Source organism: Caballeronia sp. SL1002 (assembly GCF_057814995.1).
The window spans coordinates 2,595,457-2,613,503 of record NZ_JBYMUW010000002.1 but is presented as its reverse complement, the minus strand read 5'-3'; the positions used below and the strand labels follow the sequence as shown (position 1 = coordinate 2,613,503).

General features: G+C 63.3%; 13 protein-coding genes. 6 read left to right on the top strand and 7 right to left on the bottom strand.

The window, feature by feature from the left end:
- Positions 1-44 precede the first annotated feature (44 nt).
- The 7 genes from AC3D25_RS14535 to AC3D25_RS14505 form a co-directional block, all read right to left on the bottom strand.
- Complete coding sequence (locus tag AC3D25_RS14535; RefSeq protein ID WP_488889065.1) at positions 45-788, bottom strand: peptidylprolyl isomerase; 744 nt, start codon at positions 786-788, stop codon at positions 45-47.
- A 49-nt stretch (positions 789-837) separates the two neighbouring features.
- Complete coding sequence (gene narI / locus AC3D25_RS14530) at positions 838-1,515, bottom strand: respiratory nitrate reductase subunit gamma (protein WP_488889064.1); 678 nt, start codon at positions 1,513-1,515, stop codon at positions 838-840.
- Positions 1,516-1,534: 19 nt separating this feature from the next.
- Positions 1,535-2,191 carry a nitrate reductase molybdenum cofactor assembly chaperone gene (gene narJ / locus AC3D25_RS14525; protein ID WP_488889704.1) on the bottom strand — a complete coding sequence of 219 codons (657 nt, stop codon included), beginning with the start codon at positions 2,189-2,191 and terminating at the stop codon, positions 1,535-1,537.
- 14 nt (positions 2,192-2,205) lie between these two features.
- A complete protein-coding gene (gene narH, locus AC3D25_RS14520; RefSeq protein WP_488889063.1) occupies positions 2,206-3,759 on the bottom strand; it encodes a nitrate reductase subunit beta in 1,554 nt (517 codons plus the stop codon).
- Entirely contained in the window at positions 3,756-7,496 is a 3,741-nt protein-coding gene (locus tag AC3D25_RS14515) for a nitrate reductase subunit alpha (RefSeq protein WP_488889062.1), read from the bottom strand. The genes narH and AC3D25_RS14515 overlap by 4 nt, the downstream gene beginning before the upstream one ends.
- Positions 7,497-7,655: 159 nt before the next feature.
- Positions 7,656-9,053: a NarK family nitrate/nitrite MFS transporter gene (locus AC3D25_RS14510; RefSeq protein WP_488889061.1), complete on the bottom strand. Its 1,398-nt coding sequence runs from the start codon at positions 9,051-9,053 to the stop codon at positions 7,656-7,658.
- 28 nt (positions 9,054-9,081) lie between these two features.
- Positions 9,082-10,371, bottom strand: coding sequence for an MFS transporter (locus AC3D25_RS14505; RefSeq protein ID WP_488889060.1), 1,290 nt, complete (start codon positions 10,369-10,371; stop codon positions 9,082-9,084).
- Between the two features lie 338 nt (positions 10,372-10,709).
- Here AC3D25_RS14505 and motA point away from each other — a divergent pair, with 338 nt between their 5' ends.
- The 6 genes from motA to AC3D25_RS14475 all read left to right on the top strand — a co-directional run bounded on the left by motA (position 10,710) and on the right by AC3D25_RS14475 (position 18,019).
- On the top strand, positions 10,710-11,570 hold the full coding sequence (gene motA, locus AC3D25_RS14500; RefSeq protein ID WP_488889059.1) for a flagellar motor stator protein MotA: 861 nt from the start codon (positions 10,710-10,712) through the stop codon (positions 11,568-11,570).
- Between the two features lie 39 nt (positions 11,571-11,609).
- The gene (gene motB, locus AC3D25_RS14495) at positions 11,610-12,758 is read left to right on the top strand and encodes a flagellar motor protein MotB (protein ID WP_488889058.1); all 1,149 of its coding nucleotides are present in this window, start codon (positions 11,610-11,612) and stop codon (positions 12,756-12,758) included.
- Between the two features lie 102 nt (positions 12,759-12,860).
- Entirely contained in the window at positions 12,861-13,241 is a 381-nt protein-coding gene (locus AC3D25_RS14490) for a response regulator (protein ID WP_488889057.1), read from the top strand.
- Positions 13,242-13,338: 97 nt separating this feature from the next.
- Positions 13,339-15,597, top strand: a complete 2,259-nt coding sequence (gene cheA / locus AC3D25_RS14485) for a chemotaxis protein CheA (protein ID WP_488889056.1) — start codon at positions 13,339-13,341, stop codon at positions 15,595-15,597.
- A gap of 25 nt (positions 15,598-15,622) precedes the next feature.
- Positions 15,623-16,138 carry a chemotaxis protein CheW gene (gene cheW, locus AC3D25_RS14480; RefSeq protein ID WP_488889055.1) on the top strand — a complete coding sequence of 172 codons (516 nt, stop codon included), beginning with the start codon at positions 15,623-15,625 and terminating at the stop codon, positions 16,136-16,138.
- 30 nt (positions 16,139-16,168) lie between these two features.
- Positions 16,169-18,019 (top strand): methyl-accepting chemotaxis protein, encoded by a 1,851-nt coding sequence (locus AC3D25_RS14475; protein ID WP_488889054.1) that lies wholly within the window; start codon positions 16,169-16,171, stop codon positions 18,017-18,019.
- Positions 18,020-18,047 lie beyond the last annotated feature (28 nt).

The following is an 18,047-nucleotide window of genomic DNA, read 5'->3' as shown; positions in this document are numbered from 1 at the left end:
ATGTCATGGCGGGCGGTGTCGATCGGGCGCGTTTATCCCGAGACTCACGCCAGCGCGGTCTCCTTCCACCCTTGAATATCCGATCGCGCAACGAGACCGATCAGATACTCTCGCCGGGCACGGTCGGCCGCTGCTCGCGACATGGCGCTCCGGATCTGCGCGTGCGCGCGTTCGAACGGCAAGATTTCGCCCGCGCTTTTTCCAAGAACGCGGATGACGTGAAACCCAAATCGCGTTTCGACGAGCGCCGGGCAGACGCTGTTCGCGGGCGCGGCGAACACGGCGTGCTCGAACTCGGGAACGGTATCGCCCCGGCCGACCTCGTCCAGATCGCCACCTTGCGCACCCGACGGACAGTTCGACAGCGTTCGTGCATCGAGCGCGAAGCGGGCGTCGGGATCGTCGGCGCGCAGGATTTCGTCGAGCGTCTTTTGTGCCTTCGCACGCAGGCGTTCGAGGTCGACGCGTTCGGTCACCTGAAACAGAATGTGGCGCACGCGGACCCGCTCGCCGATGCGCCAGCGCTCCGGATTCGCAAGATATTGACGCTCGCATTCCGCGTCGGTCGGCTCGGATGAAACGACCTCGCGCGCGAGCAACGCTTCGATCGCGGCGTCGGGTAGCGCTCCTGCGCCGATATCCAAACGCGCGGCTTCGTCGAGTAGCACGCGGCGCAGCACCGCTGCATCGAGCGCGAGTTGCGCGGTTTGTTCCGGCTCGTCCTGCCCGGACAATTCGCGCTCGACGTCGCCATCGGTCAGTTCTGTTCCGTTCACGATGACTGGCATGGGTTCGCTCCGTTGAGGGTTGATAGGCGTGCAATTCGCGAACGCTTGGTCAGCGCGGGCGCACGAGTTGCCAGGCGCGGCCGAGATAGGTCACCGAGGCGAAGCCGCTCCACACATGCACGAGACGTGTGAACGGGAAAATCACGAACAGGGTGAGACCCATGAAAAGGTGCAGCTTGAAGATCAGCGGCGCTTCGGCGATAAAGCCCGCCGCGTCGCCCTGGAACGTCACGATGTGCTGCGCCCACGTCATCAACTGCACCATCATGTGTCCGTCCAGATGTTCCGTGGATACGCCGATGGTCGTCAGGCCGAGCAGTAACGTGGTGAGAATCCAGACGAGCAGGAGCTTGTCGCCGCGACGGGTCACCGCGCTGATACGCGCGTTGGTCATGCGGCGATGGACCAGAATGAGCAGGCCTGCGAGGCAGACCGTACCCATCGCGCCGCCCGCGATCATCGCGGCCAGTTGCTTCGTGCGATGCGCGACCCCGAGGTAATCCCAAACGGCGACCGGCGTCAGCAAGCCGGCCAGATGCCCGAAGAAGAGCCCGAGAATGCCAATGTGAAACAGGATGTTGCCGACGCGCAATTCGCCCCGGTGGAGCATTTGCGAACTGTCGGTCTTCCAGGTGTACTGCTCGCGCTCGAAACGCGCGAGACTTCCGAACAGGAAGATCGCCGCCGCGATGTACGGGTAGATTCCGAAAACAAATTGATTGAGCATGACGACGCCTTTGTCCTTGTCAGTTGCCGGCCGACGACGCGGCGCGCGGATGGAAATGCACGGGTTGCACGAGCGGCTTCGCGACGGGTGTTGCAAGGAGCGGTTCGACACCATCCGAGCCCGGGCCGAACATTTCAAGCGCTTCGTCCATGTCGCGGATTGGCGCTTCGACAGGCGCTTGCGGCACCACGTCGGTCATCGTGCGCAGCACCGTGAATATCGACGCATAAGGGCTCTTGCCGCGAGCGAGCCGCTCGCCGAGCGCCGCAAGCACGTGAATCGCTTCGTCGAGCAGCGCGCGGGCATGCTCGGGATCGATCATGCCGAGTACTTCCAGAAAGAGCGGTACGTAATCCGGTAATTCGTTGGTCGCCATTTCGAGGCCGTGGCTGCGATATTCTTCGAGCAGATCGACCATTGCCTGCCCACGGTCACGGCTCTCGCCATGCACGTGCTCGAACAGATGCAGCGAGTGCGACGGATTACGGTCGAATGTCGCGACGTAACGCTCTTGCAACTCGATAAGCGAGAGGCAATTCAACGTGGCGACGAGCGGCTTCAGCGCCTTTTCGGCGTCGGGAAACGCATGCAGCGCGTCCTCGATTTCCGGCATCGCGTGGAGCAACTCGGCTTCCGGATAGTTGAGCAGCGCGGCGAGGATCGGATAAATCGTCATCGGAACGGTCTGGGTCATGATTGCGTGCCTGCTTTTTTGCGTGACTTCGGCATGTCGGCGAAGACCGCGCTGCCTTGTGGCTTCTTGCCGAACAACGAGCCTTCTGACGTGCCGCCCGAGCAGCCGTTGCCGAACGTGAACCCGCAACTGGCCTTGTCGTTGAAGCTGTCCTCCACCAGTTCCTTATGCGAGGAGGGCACTACGAAGCGGTCTTCGTAGTTGGCGATGGCGAGCGTCTGGTACATGTCCTCGATTTGCGCGGGGTCGAGGCCGGTGCCTTCGAGCACCTCCGGTTCGGCGCGCCCGTGAACGACTTCCGCGCGCTTGAACGCGCGCATCGCGAGCATGCGTTCGAGCGCCGACACGACCGGCTGTTCATCGCCCGCGGTCAGCAGGTTCGCGAGATAACGCACCGGAATGCGTAGACTCTTCACGTCCGGAATGATGCCGTCCATGCCGATATGTCCCGCGTCGGCGGCGGATTGAATCGGTGAAAGCGGCGGGATATACCAGACCATCGGCAGCGTCCGGTATTCCGGATGCAGCGGAAACGCGATCTTCCATTCAACCGCCATCCTGTAGACCGGAGACTTGCGCGCGGCGTCGAGCCAGCTTTGCGGGATGCCCTGTCGAAGCGCTTCGGCCTGAACGTTCGGGTCGTGCGGATCGAGGAAAACATCGAGTTGCGACTGGTACAGATCCTGTTCGCGTTCGACCGACGCTGCCTCGCCGATCCTGTCGGCGTCGTACAGCATCACGCCGAGATAGCGAATCCGGCCGACGCACGTTTCCGAGCACACGGTTGGCTGTCCGGCTTCGATGCGTGGATAGCAGAAGATGCACTTTTCGGCCTTGCCGCTTTTCCAGTTGATGTAGATTTTCTTGTACGGGCAGCCGGAAATGCACATGCGCCAGCCGCGGCATTTATCCTGATCGACGAGCACGACGCCGTCGTCCTCGCGTTTGTAGATCGAGCCGGAAGGGCACGATGCCACGCACGCCGGATTCAGGCAGTGCTCGCAAAGACGCGGCAAATACATCATGAAAGTGTTCTCGAACGTCGAGTACATCTCTTTTTGCACGTTGTCGAAAAGCTTGTCGCGGCCCCGCGATGAAAACTCGCCGCCGAGATCGTCTTCCCAGTTCGGGCCCCAGTGGATCTTCTCCATCTTCTTGCCCGTCAGTACGGAAACGGGCCGTGCGGTCGGCGGCGTCTGCGACAACGGCGCCTTCTGAAGATGCTCGTAATCGAATGTGAACGGTTCGTAGTATTCGTCGATACTCGGCAGGTTCGGGTTCGCGAACAGGTTCGCGAGCACCTTCAGCTTGCCGCCCTGACGCGGTTCGATCTTGCCGTTCGCGTTACGCTTCCAGCCGCCATTCCACTTGTCCTGGTTCTGCCATTCCTTCGGATAGCCGATGCCGGGCTTCGTTTCGACGTTGTTGAACCACGCGTACTCGACGCCGTCGCGCGATGTCCACACGTTCTTGCAAGTGACCGAGCACGTATGGCACCCGATGCACTTGTCGAGGTTCAGGACCATCGCAACCTGTGCGCGGATCTTCATGCTGTTGCTCCTTCTTTCAACGGGCCTTCCAGCCAGTCGATCTTCTTCATCTTGCGAACAATGACGTACTCGTCGCGATTCGATCCGACCGTGCCGTAGTAATTGAATCCGTACGCCTGCTGCGCATAGCCGCCGATCATGTGGGTCGGCTTGAGGACGGTGCGCGTAACGGAGTTATGGATGCCACCGCGCATGCCGCTCGTCTCCGCCCCCGGCACGTTCACGATCTTTTCCTGCGCGTGATACATCAGGCACATGCCGCGCGGCACGCGCTGACTGACGACGACGCGCGCCGTCAGCGTGCCATTCACGTTGAACACTTCCACCCAGTCGTTATCGACAAGGCCGGCTTCCTTGGCCTCCGCTTCCGACACCCACACGTGCGGCCCGCCGCGCGACAGCGTGAGCATGCGCAAGTTGTCCGTGTAGGTTGAGTGAATGCCCCATTTCTGGTGCGGCGTGATCCAGTTCAGTACGAGTTCGTGTTCGCCGTTGGGCATGGCGCCAAGCATCGGCGCGACGGTTTTCGTGTTGATCGCCGGGCGATAGACGCAGGAGCCTTCGCCGAAATCGAGCATCCAGCGGTGATCCTGATAGAACTGCTGGCGGCCGGTGAGCGTGCGCCATGGAATCAGTTCGTGCACGTTGGTATAACCGGCGTTGTAGCTGACCTCTTCCGATTCCAGCCCCGACCAGGTCGGTGCGGAAATGATCTTGCGCGGTTGCGCCTGCACATCGCGGAAGCGGATCTTGTCGTGTTCGCGGCCGATGGCGAGGTGCGTGTGCTCGCGCCCGGTGATCTTCGACAACGCGTCCCAAGCCTTGACCGCGACATGGCCGTTTGTTTCGGGCGCAAAGGTGAGGATCATTTCGGCGGCGTCGATGGCCGTATCCAGGCGCGGCCGTCCGTGGCTTACACCCGGCTCGGTCACCGTGCGCGTGAGTTGCGCCAGTTCGCCGACTTCATGCTCGGTATTCCAGTTGATGCCCTTTCCGCCGTTGCCGAGTTTGTCGAGTAGCGGTCCGACCGAGGTGAACTTCTTGTAGATATCGTTGTAGTTGCGCTCGACGACGGTCATCGACGGCGCGGTCTTGCCGGGAATCAGTTCGCATTCGCCCGCGCGCCAGTCTTTCGGTTCGAACGGCTGGCCGAGTTCGCCGGGGGTGTCGTGCATGAGCGGCGTGCAGACGATGTCCTGCCGCGTGCCGAGCGCCGGGCCGCCGATCTCGGTGAACTTCTTCGCGATCGCCTTGTAGATTTCCCAGTCGCTCTTGCTTTCCCATAAAGGCTGCACGGCTTCCGACAACGGATGGATGAACGGGTGCATGTCGGACGTGTTGAGGTCGTCCTTTTCGTACCACGTTGCCGTCGGCAACACGATATCGCCATACAGACATGTCGTGCTCATGCGGAAGTCGAGCACCGTCAGCAAGTCGAGCTTGCCTTCGGCCGCTTCTCGCACATTCACTTCGGCTGGCTTGATGGCATCGTTTTCGTCGGCGAAAAGTGCGTTCTGCGTGCCGAGCAGGTACTTCAGGAAATACTCGTGACCCTTGCCGGAACTGCCCAGGATATTCGAGCGCCAGACAAACATGTTGCGGGGGAAATTCACGGGGTTGTCGGGATCGTCGCAGGAGAAGTCGAGCTCGCCCGACTTCAACTGTTCGACCACGTAGTCCACCGGCTTCTTGCCCGCAAGCGTGGCGGCGTCGGCGAGATCGAGCGGATTGCGGCCCAGTTGAGGCGCGCTCGGCAGCCAGCCCATGCGTTCGGAGCGGGCGTTCAGGTCGAGCATGGACAGCTTGTCGTAGCTCGCCTTGTTGGCGGTAGGCGCGAGCACTTCGTCCAGGCCGACCTTCTCGTGGCGCCACTGGCTCGTGTGGTTGTAGAAGAACGAGGTGCCGTTCATCTGACGGGCCGGGCGGGTCCAGTCGGACGCGAACGCGAGCGGCGCCCAGCCGAACTGCGGCCTGAGCTTTTCCTGGCCGACATAGTGCGCCCAGCCGCCGCCGCTTTGTCCGACGCAGCCGCACATCATCAGCAGGTTGATGATGCCGCGATAGATCATGTCGTTGTGATACCAGTGGTTCAGCGCGGCGCCGACGATCACCATGCTCTTGCCGTGCGTCTTTTCCGCGTTGTCCGCGAATTCGCGCGCGACCTGAATCACGAGATGGCGCGGCACGGTCGTGTGCTTTTCCTGCCACGCGGGCGTGTAGGGCACGTCGTCGTCGTAGGAGGTCGCGACGTTCGGGCCGCCGAACCCCTGGTCCACGCCGTAGTTCGCCATCTGCAAGTCGAATACCGTAGCGACCAGCGCGCTCGTGCCGTCCGCCAGCGTGATGCGCCGGGCAGGAACGCGACGCCTGAGCAGATCGTCATGTTCGCCGCCGAAGTACGGGAAGCCGACTTCGACCACTTCATCGTGCGCGCCCGCCGGAACCAGCGACAGGCGCGGGTCGATCGCGGCGCCGTTGCCGCCGTCTTTCAGTTCGAGATTCCAGCGGCCGACTTTCTCGCCGTTGTTGTGCGCGGCCTCGTTCCAGCGAAAGCCGATAGTGCCGTTCGGCGCGACGATTGCGCCGCTGGCTTCGTCGATCTGAAGCGTTTTCCACTGCGGATTGTTCGCTTCGCCAAGGTTGTCGGCAAGATGCGAGGCGCGCAGGAAGTGATCGGGAACGAGCGTGCCTTCGTTGTCGCGCAGCAGCACGAGCATCGGCATGTCGGTGTATTGCTTGATGTAATCGCGGAAATATGAGGACGTGCGCGGCGCTTGAACCGCATGGAATTCCTTCAGCACCACGTGGCCCATCGCCATGGCGAGCGCGGCGTCGGTGCCTTGCTTCGGCGCGAGCCAGATATCCCCGAACTTCACCATCTCGCCGAAATCCGACGAGACCGCGACGGTTTTCGTGCCCTTGTAACGTACTTCCGTGTAGAAGTGCGCGTCGGGTGTGCGGGTTTGCGGAACGTTGGAGCCCCACACCATGAGGTAGGTGGAGTTGTACCAGTCGGCCGATTCGGGCACGTCGGTCTGTTCGCCCCACACTTGCGGCGAAGCGGGCGGCAGGTCGCAATACCAGTCGTAGAACGACAGACAAGCGCCGCCAATCAAACTCAGATAGCGCGCGCCCGCCGCGTAGGAGACCATCGACATGGCCGGGATGGGCGAAAAGCCCACCACGCGGTCCGGGCCGAACTTCTTGATGGTGAACGCGTTAGCCGCGGCGATCATTTCGGTTGCGGTGTCCCAGTCGGCGCGCACGAAGCCGCCGAGACCACGCACGCTCTTGTAGCGCGCCGCCTTCACCGGGTCCTGGCTGATGGATTCCCATGCGTCGATGGGCGCGAGCTTCTTGCGCGCCTCGCGCCACATTTCCATCAAGCGCCCGCGGATCAGCGGATATTTGACGCGCTGCGCCGAATATACGTACCAGCTATACGACGCGCCGCGCGGACATCCGCGCGGCTCATGGTTCGGCAAATCCGCGCGCGTGCGCGGGTAGTCGGTCTGCTGCGTTTCCCAGGTAATCAAGCCGTTCTTGACGTACACCTTCCACGAGCAAGAGCCCGTGCAGTTCACGCCGTGCGTGGACCGCACGATCTTGTCGTGCTGCCAGCGGTTGCGGTAGCCGTTCTCCCACTGCCGGTCTTCTTCGACCACGGCGCCGCGACCGTCCGAAAACGTTGACCGGGTCCGCGTGACGAACTTCAGCCGGTCCAGAAAGTGACTCATCTTTAAATCTCCGTGCGGGGTTCTCGCAGTTCGTCCCACGGCGCGAAGCGGCCATGTGGAGAGCGAAAACTAACCGGTCGAGAATAGGCGCGCGTGGCGCGCGCGCCTATTCATCATTGGGTGGAGGCGGGTTACGCCTTTGGACGTAATCCGTCGGTATCAGCAGGGCATGCCGGCGTTGCGGCGGGCATAGAAAAACCACGTAATGGCGACGCAACTCACGTAGAACGCGACGAACACGTACAGCGCCGGGACCGCCGATCCGGTCAGGTCGATTGCCGAGCCGAATGTTTTCGGGATGAAGAAGCCGCCATAGGCGCCGAGCGCGCCTGCGAAACCGAGGACGGCGGCGGACTCCTTGCCCGCTTCCTGTTGCGCGCGCAGTTGGGCCGCGCCGTCAAGACCCGCGACCTTGCGCTGGTGATCGGTCAGGAAAATCACCGGGATCATGCGGAACGTCGCGCCGTTGCCGATGCCGGTCAGGGCGAAGAGCACGATGAACATCGCGAGGAAGCCATCGAAGCTGCCGCCCGCGCCGGTGCCCACGCCGGTGCCCGGCAGGAAATGGATGACGGCGAACACGGCGGCGATCATCGCGACGAAGGTCCACAGCGTCACGCGCGCGCCACCCAGTTTGTCGGAGATCCAGCCGCCGACCGGGCGCAGCAGCGCGCCCGCCAGCGGGCCGAGGAACGCGTAGGCGGTTGGGTTGACGGCGGGAAACTGCGACTTCGTGAGCAGCGCGAAGCCGGCCGAAAAGCCAATGAACGAGCCGAACGTGCCGACATACAGCCAGCACATCAGCCAGTTGTGCTTGCGGCGGAAAATGACCGCTTGCTCGGCAAACGAGGCTTTTGCATCGGCGATGTCGTTCATGCCGAACCACGCGGCGAGCGTCGCGATCACGATGAACGGCACCCAGATGAAGCCCGCGTTCTGCAACCAGATGCCGTGCTCGACGCCGTCCTTGACGAAGGTCGTGCCCTCGCCAGCGAGCGCGCCGAACACGGCTGTCGTCACCACGAGCGGCGCGACGAACTGCACGAGCGACACGCCGAGATTGCCGATACCCGCGTTCAGTCCGGTCGCTAGGCCTTTTTTGGCCTTGGGGAAGAAGAAGCTGATATTCGCCATCGACGAACTGAAGTTCGCGCCGCCAAAGCCGCAGAGCAGGGCGAGCATGAGCAGGGTCGGATAGCCGGTGGACGGATCGCGGAGTGCGAAGCCAATGCCGAGCGCGGGAATCAGCAGCGTCGCCGTGGAGAGCGCCGTGAAGCGCCGGCCGCCGAAAATCGGTACGAGAAACGAATAAAAGATGCGCAGCGTCGCGCCGGACAGCGCGGGCAGGGCCGTCAGCCAGAACAACTGATTCTTGCTGAAGTGGAAGCCGCCTTTGTCGAGATTCACGACGACGACGCTCCACAGCGACCACACGGCGAACGCGAGCATCAGCGCTGGGATCGAGATCCAGAGATTGCGGCTGGCAACCGATGCGCCGGTGGACTTCCAGAAAGCCGGATCTTCCGGCTGCCAGTGAGTGAGGATCGAGTTGGACATGGATTTTTTCTTTTTGAAAAGCGGGCGATCAAACGGCGCGGCGGCCGGGCGTTGGGCCGGAACCGGCCGGGCGGAAGGAGAAATGCATCCAGACGAGACTGATGGCGGTCGCGCCGAACAGCAGCATGAAACAGGTGCTATGCACGCCGGTGAGGTCGACGAGCGCGCCGAACAGGATGGGCAGCGCGAAGCCGGCGAGGCCGCCCGCGAGGCCCACGACGCCTGAGACCGCGCCGATGTTGTCGGTGTAATCGTCGGAGATGAACTTGAAGACCGAGGCCTTGCCGATCGCCATCGCAATGCCGACGACGAACATCAGCACGGTGAAGACCGCTGGCGACAGCGCGATGCCGAAATCGAGCGGCCCGTTAGCCGATTCGACCACCAGGCGCGTTTCCGGATAGCTCAGCACGAAGAAGCACGCGAACACGATCCACATGACCGCCCAGGTCGTGCGGTAAGCGCCGTAACGGTCCGATAACCAGCCGCCGAAGGCGCGCAGCACGCCGCCGGGCAGCGAAAAACATGCGGCGAGCAGCGCGGCCTGCTCGATATGAAAGCCGTAATGGGTCACGTAGTAGTGCGGCATCCACAGCGCCAGTCCGACGTAGCCGCCGAACACCACCGAGTAATACTGCGAGTAGCGCCACGCGCGCCGGTCGGCCAGCACGCGCGCGTTGTTCGTGCTTTGCGCCGCTTTCGGGACGCGATGCCGCGGGTCGCTCGCGGAGGTCAGCCAGAACACCAGCGCGGTCAGGAGCATGGCAACGGCGTAGACCTTCGGCACGATCGTCCACGTTCCGGCCGCGATGATGAGCATGGGCGCCACGAACTTGGTCAGCGCCGCGCCGGAGTTGCCCGCGCCGAAAATCCCCATCGCGAATCCTTGGCGCGATTTGGGGAACCAGCGCGCCACATACGGCGTGCCGATCGAAAAGCAGGCCCCCGCGAGACCGACCAGCAGCCCGAGCGCGATGAACTGCCAGAACGCGCTCGCATAGGCGATGAGCCAGAGCGGGACGGCGGTGGACAGCATCGTGAGGAGAAAAACGATGCGGCCGCCGAAGCGGTCGGTGCAGATGCCGAGCGGCACCCGGGCGAGCGCGCCCGAGAGCACCGGCGCGGCCGCGATCATGCCGAACTGGGTGTCGGAGAGGCCGAGCTGCTGTTTGAGCGGGATGCCGAGAATCGCGAACATCATCCAGATGGCAAAGCACATGGTGAAGGCGAATGTGCTCGATCCGAGAACGCGCCAGGCGCGTGGATCGAGCGCAGGCTGGCCTGGAATCTGGAGGGACGACTTGCGCGGGGCGGTCATGGCGGCATTGCCCGTCAGCCGGGCCGGTGGAGTGAGATTGGCCTCCAGCTTGGCGCGCGCGCAACCGGTTGAATATCGCCCAGGCGGACGACGCGACCTTGTGTCGCTCGTTCCGACGAGCTAGTCCGAAAGAAGTAGCGCCGCCAAGGGCCGTCCGCGCAGCGAGTCCAAAAACACCTTCGGAAGCCCGTCCCACGAAGCCTCGACGCCTCTGCAGCACACGCCGCTCAGCCGTAAGCCAACCGTTTGCCCGGCAATTTTTTCCTCAAAGTTTTCGAACGACCTGCCGTAAACCAATAAACGGCGGTGTTACCGCAACAAACCTTGAGGATTCAAAAGTGCTGATTTTCGTGGGAACACTAGTGACTTTGCTGTCCGTTTTCGGCGGTTATGCGCTGGAAGGCGGTCATCTGGGGGCGCTCGTGCAACCGGTGGAAATCCTGATGATCGCGGGCGCCGGAGTCGGCGCGTTCATCCTCGGCAACGGGATGAAGACGATCAAGGCGACGTTGCGCGTGATCCCCACCCTCTTCAAAGGGTCCAAGTACGACAAGGCGGTCTACATGGAGCTGATGGGCCTGCTCTACGTCCTGCTCGCGAAGGCGCGCAAGGAAGGCACGCTCACGCTCGAAGCGGATATCGACGATCCCGAAAAAAGCCCGATCTTCACGCAGTACCCGATGATTCTCGCGGACAAGCATATCGTCGAGTTCACGACCGATTACCTGCGGCTGATGGTCGGCGGCAACATGAACGCGTTCGAGATCGAAAGCCTGATGGACGAGGAAATCGAGACGCATCACAGCGAAGGCGAAGCCCCTGCGCAGGCGCTCCACAAGGTCGGCGACGCAATGCCGGCGTTCGGTATCGTCGCGGCCGTGATGGGCGTGGTCCACACGATGGCGTCCGCCGATCAGCCGCCCGCCATTCTCGGCGAGATGATCGCGCAGGCGCTGGTCGGCACGTTCCTCGGCATTTTGATGTCCTACGGCCTGATCGGTCCGCTCGCGAGCGTCGCGGAACAGCGGCTCGCCGAATCCACCAAGATGTTCCAGTGCATCAAGGTCACCATTCTCGCGAGCCTGAACGGTTACGCGCCCGCCATCGCGGTGGAGTTCGGCCGCAAGGTGCTGTTCTCGACCGAGCGCCCGTCGTTCACCGAACTGGAAGAACACGTGCGCCGGGTCAAGGCCAAATAAGCGCGCCGCAAGGCCGCGCGTGACCTCACAGGCATCGAGATGAGCAACGACAAATCCCGCCCGATTTACATCAAGCGCATTATTTCGTCCAGGAAGGCGCATCACGGCGGCGCGTGGAAGCTCGCCTACGCCGACTTCATGACCGCGATGATGGCGTTCTTCCTGCTGATGTGGCTGCTCAGTTCGGTGTCGCAAGTGCAACGGCGCGGGATCGCGGAATATTTCAACATGCCGCTCAAGGCCGCGATTCTCGGCGGCGAAGGCAGCGGCATGGATTCGAGCATCCTGAATGGCGGCGGCAACGACATCTCGAACCCCGAGCACGGCACGGTGCGTCTTAACGACCCCGCGTCAACGCTCGATTCCAAGCTCGGCAAGCGCACGTCGGCCAAGCCCGACGAACAGGCGCTGAAAGACGCCACCGGCGAACTGGAGCGGCGCGAACAGGCGCGGCTGCACGACCTTCAGGTGAAGCTGATGGCCGCCATCGAAGCCAATCCGATGCTGCGCCAGTTCAAGCAGCAGATCCGTATCGACTCCACGCTGACCGGGCTGCGCATCGAAATTGTCGATACGCAGAAGCGGCCGATGTTCGCGCTCTCCAGCGACAACGTGCAGCCGTACATGCGCGACATCCTGCGCGAGATCGGCAAGACGCTCAACGACGTGCCGAACCGGATTGTCGTGCAGGGCCACACGGACGCCGTGCGCTACGCGGGCGGCGAAAAGGGCTACAGCAACTGGGAATTGTCGGCGGATCGCGCGAACGCGTCGCGGCGCGAACTCATTTCGGGCGGCATGGACGAGGCGAAGGTGTTGCGCGTGCTCGGCCTTGCATCGACGCAGAACCTGAACAAGAAAGATGCAATGGACCCGGAAAACCGGCGGATCAGCATCATCGTGCTGAACCGGAAGTCCGAGGAAGCCATGACGCGCGACGATTCGAGCGCGACCACGGTGTCGGACAACGCAGCCGGCGCGGGTATCGATACCAAACTGCCTAAATCCGGCAATAAACCGCTGTTCGACCGGCTGATTCCGGGCATTCCGGCTCATTCCGCAACGTCTGGAGCAATCCGTCCGGCCGCCGCGACGGTGCCTGCCGCGCTCGACCCGGCGCATCGCGCCCCGACGCCCGTGCAAATTTCGTCGATTTTGCCTATTTCGCAAGCAACTTCGACGCATTAACCCTCAAGTCCTGCGCTGCGGCGACGTTAAGACAGCTTAGTGACCGGCGCGACGCTGCCCGAGAAGACAGCGACCGACCGGCCATCACCAGCAGAGAATTCCATGATCAAGAACATTCTGGCAATCGACGACTCCGCCGCCATGCGGCAAATCCTCGCGGCGACGCTCACGGCGTCCGGCTACAGCGTCACCGTGGCCGCCGACGGCGTGGAAGGACTGGAGTCGGCGCTCGCCGAGCCGTTCGATCTCGTGCTGACCGATCACCACATGCCGGGTAAAAGCGGCCTCGACCTGATCGCGGAGCTGCGCGCGAACCACGCCTACAAGGCCACTCCGATCCTCGTCCTCACGACGGAGTCCGGCGAGCCCTTCAAGGATGCGGCGCGGGCGGCCGGCGCGACGGGCTGGATCGAAAAACCGCTGGACCCGGACCTGCTCACGGAAGTCGTGGCGGCGATCTCGGAAGCGGCGGAACAGGACTAGAACGGCGTCCTGGCGGCCAGGGCCGCAAGGAAGCCGGACCTACTTAAAACGCGAATAGCGGCGACGACTGACCCAGCCTTTTGGCGGTGAGAAAAGCATGACACTCGATATTACCCAGTTCTATCAAACCTTCTTCGACGAGGCCGACGAGCTGCTCGCGCAGATGGAGCAGTTGCTGCTCGTTCTCGATATCGCCAACCCGGATCCCGAGGATCTCGCGGCGATCTTCCGCGCGGCGCACTCGATCAAGGGCGGCGCGGCCACGTTCGGCTTTACCGCGCTGACCGAGACGACCCACATCCTGGAGTCGCTGCTCGACCGCGCCCGCAACAACGAACTCGTTCTGCGCCGCGACATGATCGACACGTTTCTTGCAACCAAGGACGTGCTCTCGGACCAGCTCGCCGCGTATCGCGCGAGCGCCGAGCCGGACGCGGCGGCGGCCGCCGCGATCTGCGCGAAGCTCGAACGTCTGAAGAGCGAAGACGGCGGAGCGCCGGCGGCGGTTGCTGCAACTTCAGCTCCCGCAGCGGCACCGGCAGCAACACCGGCCGCGCCGGTCGCGGCAGTCGTCCCCGACTACGTGCCGGACGGCCCGAACGCGCCGCCGCTGCACGTGCTCACGCAAGCCGAGCAGGCCATCGTCGACGACGGCAACTGGGACGGCGCATTCGAAATTACGGATTCAACGCATGCAGGGTCCGCAGCCAGCACGACGCCGGGACACACCGGCGCGGCAGGCGCGGAAGCAGGACCCCACCTGAAAATTACGCTACGGGGGGTGGGCGCGAAGGACCAGGAAACCTTGACTGAAGAGTTGGGCAACCTGGGCAGTATCGTCGGTGAAGCGAAATCGGGTAACGACCTCGTGTTGTGGCTCGATTCCGATGTTTCGTCCGACGACATCATTGCCGTGTGCTGCTTCGTGATCGATGAAGCGCAGATCACGGTCGGTCGCGGCAACGCGGCCGACGCAGCCGGTTCGGTGGAAGCGGCTCCGGCCGAACTTCCGCCGGCAGTGGCGGCACCGGTCGTGGCAGCAGCAGTCGTACCGGCAGAACCGGTCGCGGAAGCACCGGCCCCGGCGCAAGCCGTGGCCGCCGCGCCCAAGGCGGCGCCTGCCGCCGGCGAAGGCGACAAGAAGCGTCCGGCCGCGGCGGCATCGGCGGAAGGCAGCTCGATTCGCGTGGGCGTGGAAAAGGTCGATCAATTGATCAACCTGGTCGGCGAACTGGTGATTACGCAGGCGATGCTCGCGGAGACCACCAGCACGTTCGATCCGGCGCTGCACGACCGCCTGTTCAACGGCATGGGCCAGCTCGAACGCAATGCGCGCGATCTGCAGGAAGCGGTCATGTCCATCCGCATGATGCCGATGGATTACGTGTTCAGCCGCTTCCCGCGTCTCGTTCGCGATATCGCGGGCAAGCTCGGCAAGGAAGTGGAACTCGTCACGTTCGGTCAGGCGACCGAACTGGACAAGAGCCTGATCGAACGCATCATCGATCCGCTCACGCACCTCGTGCGCAACTCGCTCGACCACGGTATCGAAACCGTGGAAGCGCGCCGCGCGGCGGGCAAGCCTTCGACGGGTCAGCTGGTGCTGTCGGCGGCGCATCACGGCGGCAACATCGTGATCGAAGTGAGCGACGACGGTGCGGGCCTGCGCCGCGACAAGATTCTCGCGAAGGCGAAGAAGCAGGGCATGCAGATCAACGATTCGATGCCCGACGAAGAAGTCTGGCAACTGATCTTCATGGCCGGCTTCTCGACTGCCGAACAGGTCACGGATATCTCCGGGCGCGGCGTCGGCATGGACGTGGTGAAGCGGAACATCCAGGCGATGGGCGGCCATGTCGAAATTTCGTCGCGCGAAGGGCGCGGCACGACCACCAAGATCGTGCTGCCGCTCACGCTGGCGATTCTCGACGGCATGTCGGTGAAAGTGGGCGACGAGATTTTCATCCTGCCGCTGAACTTCGTGATGGAGTCGCTGCAGCCGGTCGCCGACGACATCTACACGGTCGCGAACGGCGAGCGCGTGGTGCGCGTGCGCGGTGAATATCTGCCGCTCGTGGCGCTCCACAACGTGTTCTCGGTGGAAGGCGCACGCACCGAGCCGACGCAGGGCATCGTCACGATCATGCAGACCGAGGGCCGCCGCTTCGCCATGCTGATCGACGAACTGGTCGGCCAGCAGCAAGTGGTCGTGAAGAACCTGGAAACGAACTACCGCAAGGTACACGGCATTTCCGCCGCGACCATCCTGGGCGACGGCCGTGTCGCGCTGATCGTCGACGTCGCAGCATTGAACCGCGAAAACCGTGCACAGCACGGCTCGCACACCCTTTCGTAACACCCGACCGATTTTGGGGGCTCCCGTGGCAGACATTCAATCCATCAACTCAGCAGCAACGCAACGTCGCGACGCACACGCCGAAGCGGCGGGACAGGAATTCCTGGTCTTCACGCTCGGCGCCGAGGAATACGGCATCGACATCCTGAAGGTTCAGGAAATTCGCGGCTACGACAACGTGACGCGCATTGCGAACGCACCGACGTTCATCAAGGGCGTGATCAATCTGCGCGGCATCATCGTGCCGATCGTGGACATGCGCATCAAGTTCAACCTGGGCCGCGTCGAGTACGACAACCAGACGGTCGTCATCATCCTGAACGTCGCGCATCGCGTGGTCGGCATGGTGGTGGACGGCGTCTCGGACGTGCTCACGCTCACGCAGGAACAAGTGATGCCCGCGCCGGAATTCGGCGCGACGCTCACGACCGAATACCTGACGGGTCTCGGCACGGTCGATGGCCGCATGCTGATCCTGATGGATATCGAAAAGCTGATGACGAGCAAGGAAATGGAGTTGATCGACTCCGTGGCAGTGTGATTTGAAATTGATGAGCGTAAGGAAACTGGCATGACGAAGAAGTGGTCGATTCGTACAACACTCACGCTGCTGGGTGTTTTGTTCGCGGGCTTTTCAGCCGTGGTCGGCGCGCTTGCGCTTATCGGACTCAACTCGGCGAGCACGTCGATTTCGACGCTCGCGCAGAACGACATGGTGTCGATCCGCGCGCTCGGCGAGGCGTCGTCGTATTTGCTGCGCTCGCGCGTGACGCTCGACCGCGTGCGTTCGCTGACGGAAGCGGGCAACGCCGACGACGCGAAGAAGGCACTCGATCGCGGCCAGTTCCTGCTCGACAAGTCGAACGAAAACTGGAAGCTGTATCTCGCGACGCCGAAGCCCGCGCTCGCACAATCCACGCTCGACGAAGTCACGGCGCAGCACGACGCGCTCCTGCATAACGGCGTAGAGCCGGAGTTCGCGGCCATCCGCGCGGGCGACATGACGGCGTATCACGCGATTGCCGACACCAGGATCAGCCCGATGTTCGTCTCCTTCGACACGGCGGCCTCGGCGGCGGTCGCGTCCCAGCAGACGCACGCGGAAACGTTGCGCGCCGATACCGCCGCGCAGATCTCGTTCCTCGAAACGGTGATCGGCAGCGTGCTCGTGCTGGCAGTCGCGGCGCTGGTGGTCACGCGCTTCGCGTTGCGCGGGTTGATCGTGCAGCCGCTCAACGAAGCGGTCGATCACTTCGAGCGCATCGCGCGCGGCGATCTGTCGAAGTCGGCTTACACCGACCGCACCAACGAGATCGGCCGTCTTTTCAGCGGCATCGAACTGATGCGCACGAACCTCACCGCGATGGTGAGCTCGGTGCATCGCAATGCGGAATCGATCGATGTCGGCGCGCGGGAAATCGCGAGCGGCAATACCGATCTCTCGCAGCGCACGGAAGAACAGGCGGCGTCGCTGCAGGAAACGGCGTCGAGCATGGAAGAGCTGACCGGCACGGTCAAGCAGAACGCGGAAAACGCCCGTCAGGCGAGCCAGTTGGCCGTGAACGCGTCGGATATCGCGTCGCGCGGCGGCAAGGTGGTCGAGCAGGTCGTGGACACCATGAACGCGATCGCGTCGAGTTCCGGCAAGGTCGTGGACATCATCGGCGTGATCGAGGGCATTGCGTTCCAGACCAACATTCTTGCGCTGAACGCAGCCGTGGAAGCGGCGCGCGCGGGTGAGGAAGGGCGCGGTTTCGCGGTGGTCGCGGGCGAGGTGCGAAGTCTCGCGCAGCGCAGCGCGGCGGCGGCGAAGGAAATCAAGGCCCTGATCGGCGACTCCGCCGACAAGGTGCAAAGCGGCAACGTGCTCGTCGTGCAGGCGGGCGAAACGATGGACGAGATCGTGCAGGCGGTGCGCCGCGTGACCGACATCATGGGCGAGATCAGCGCGGCGTCGGAGGAGCAATCCGACGGCATCGAGCAGGTGAATCGCGCCGTCACGCAGATGGACAGCGTCACGCAGCAGAACGCCGCGCTCGTCGAGCAGGCGGCGGCGGCCGCTGCCTCGCTCGAAGACCAGACGCGCCAGATGAAGGACGTCGTGGGCAAGTGGCATATCGAAGGCGGCGCGCAGGCGCGTCCGGCGAGCGCCACGGTCGCGGCGAAGCGTCTCGGCACGACCGCGCGCGTCGTGGCGCCGGCACGCCGCGAACCTGCGCCGCTCGCGAGCGCACCGGTTGCCGTCGTGCAGGATGAAATCGCCGCGCCGGCCACAAAAGTTTCGCCGGGGGCTAACGTCGCGGCCAATCGCGCCGTTAATAAGTTCAAGAGCCCGGTAGCGGGCGCGGCGGCAGCAAAGCCCCGCGCTGCCAGCCAGGCGCAGACCACCACCGCCGGCGACGGCGACTGGGAAACTTTCTAAAGCAGTGTGAACGACCATGCAGGTTTTC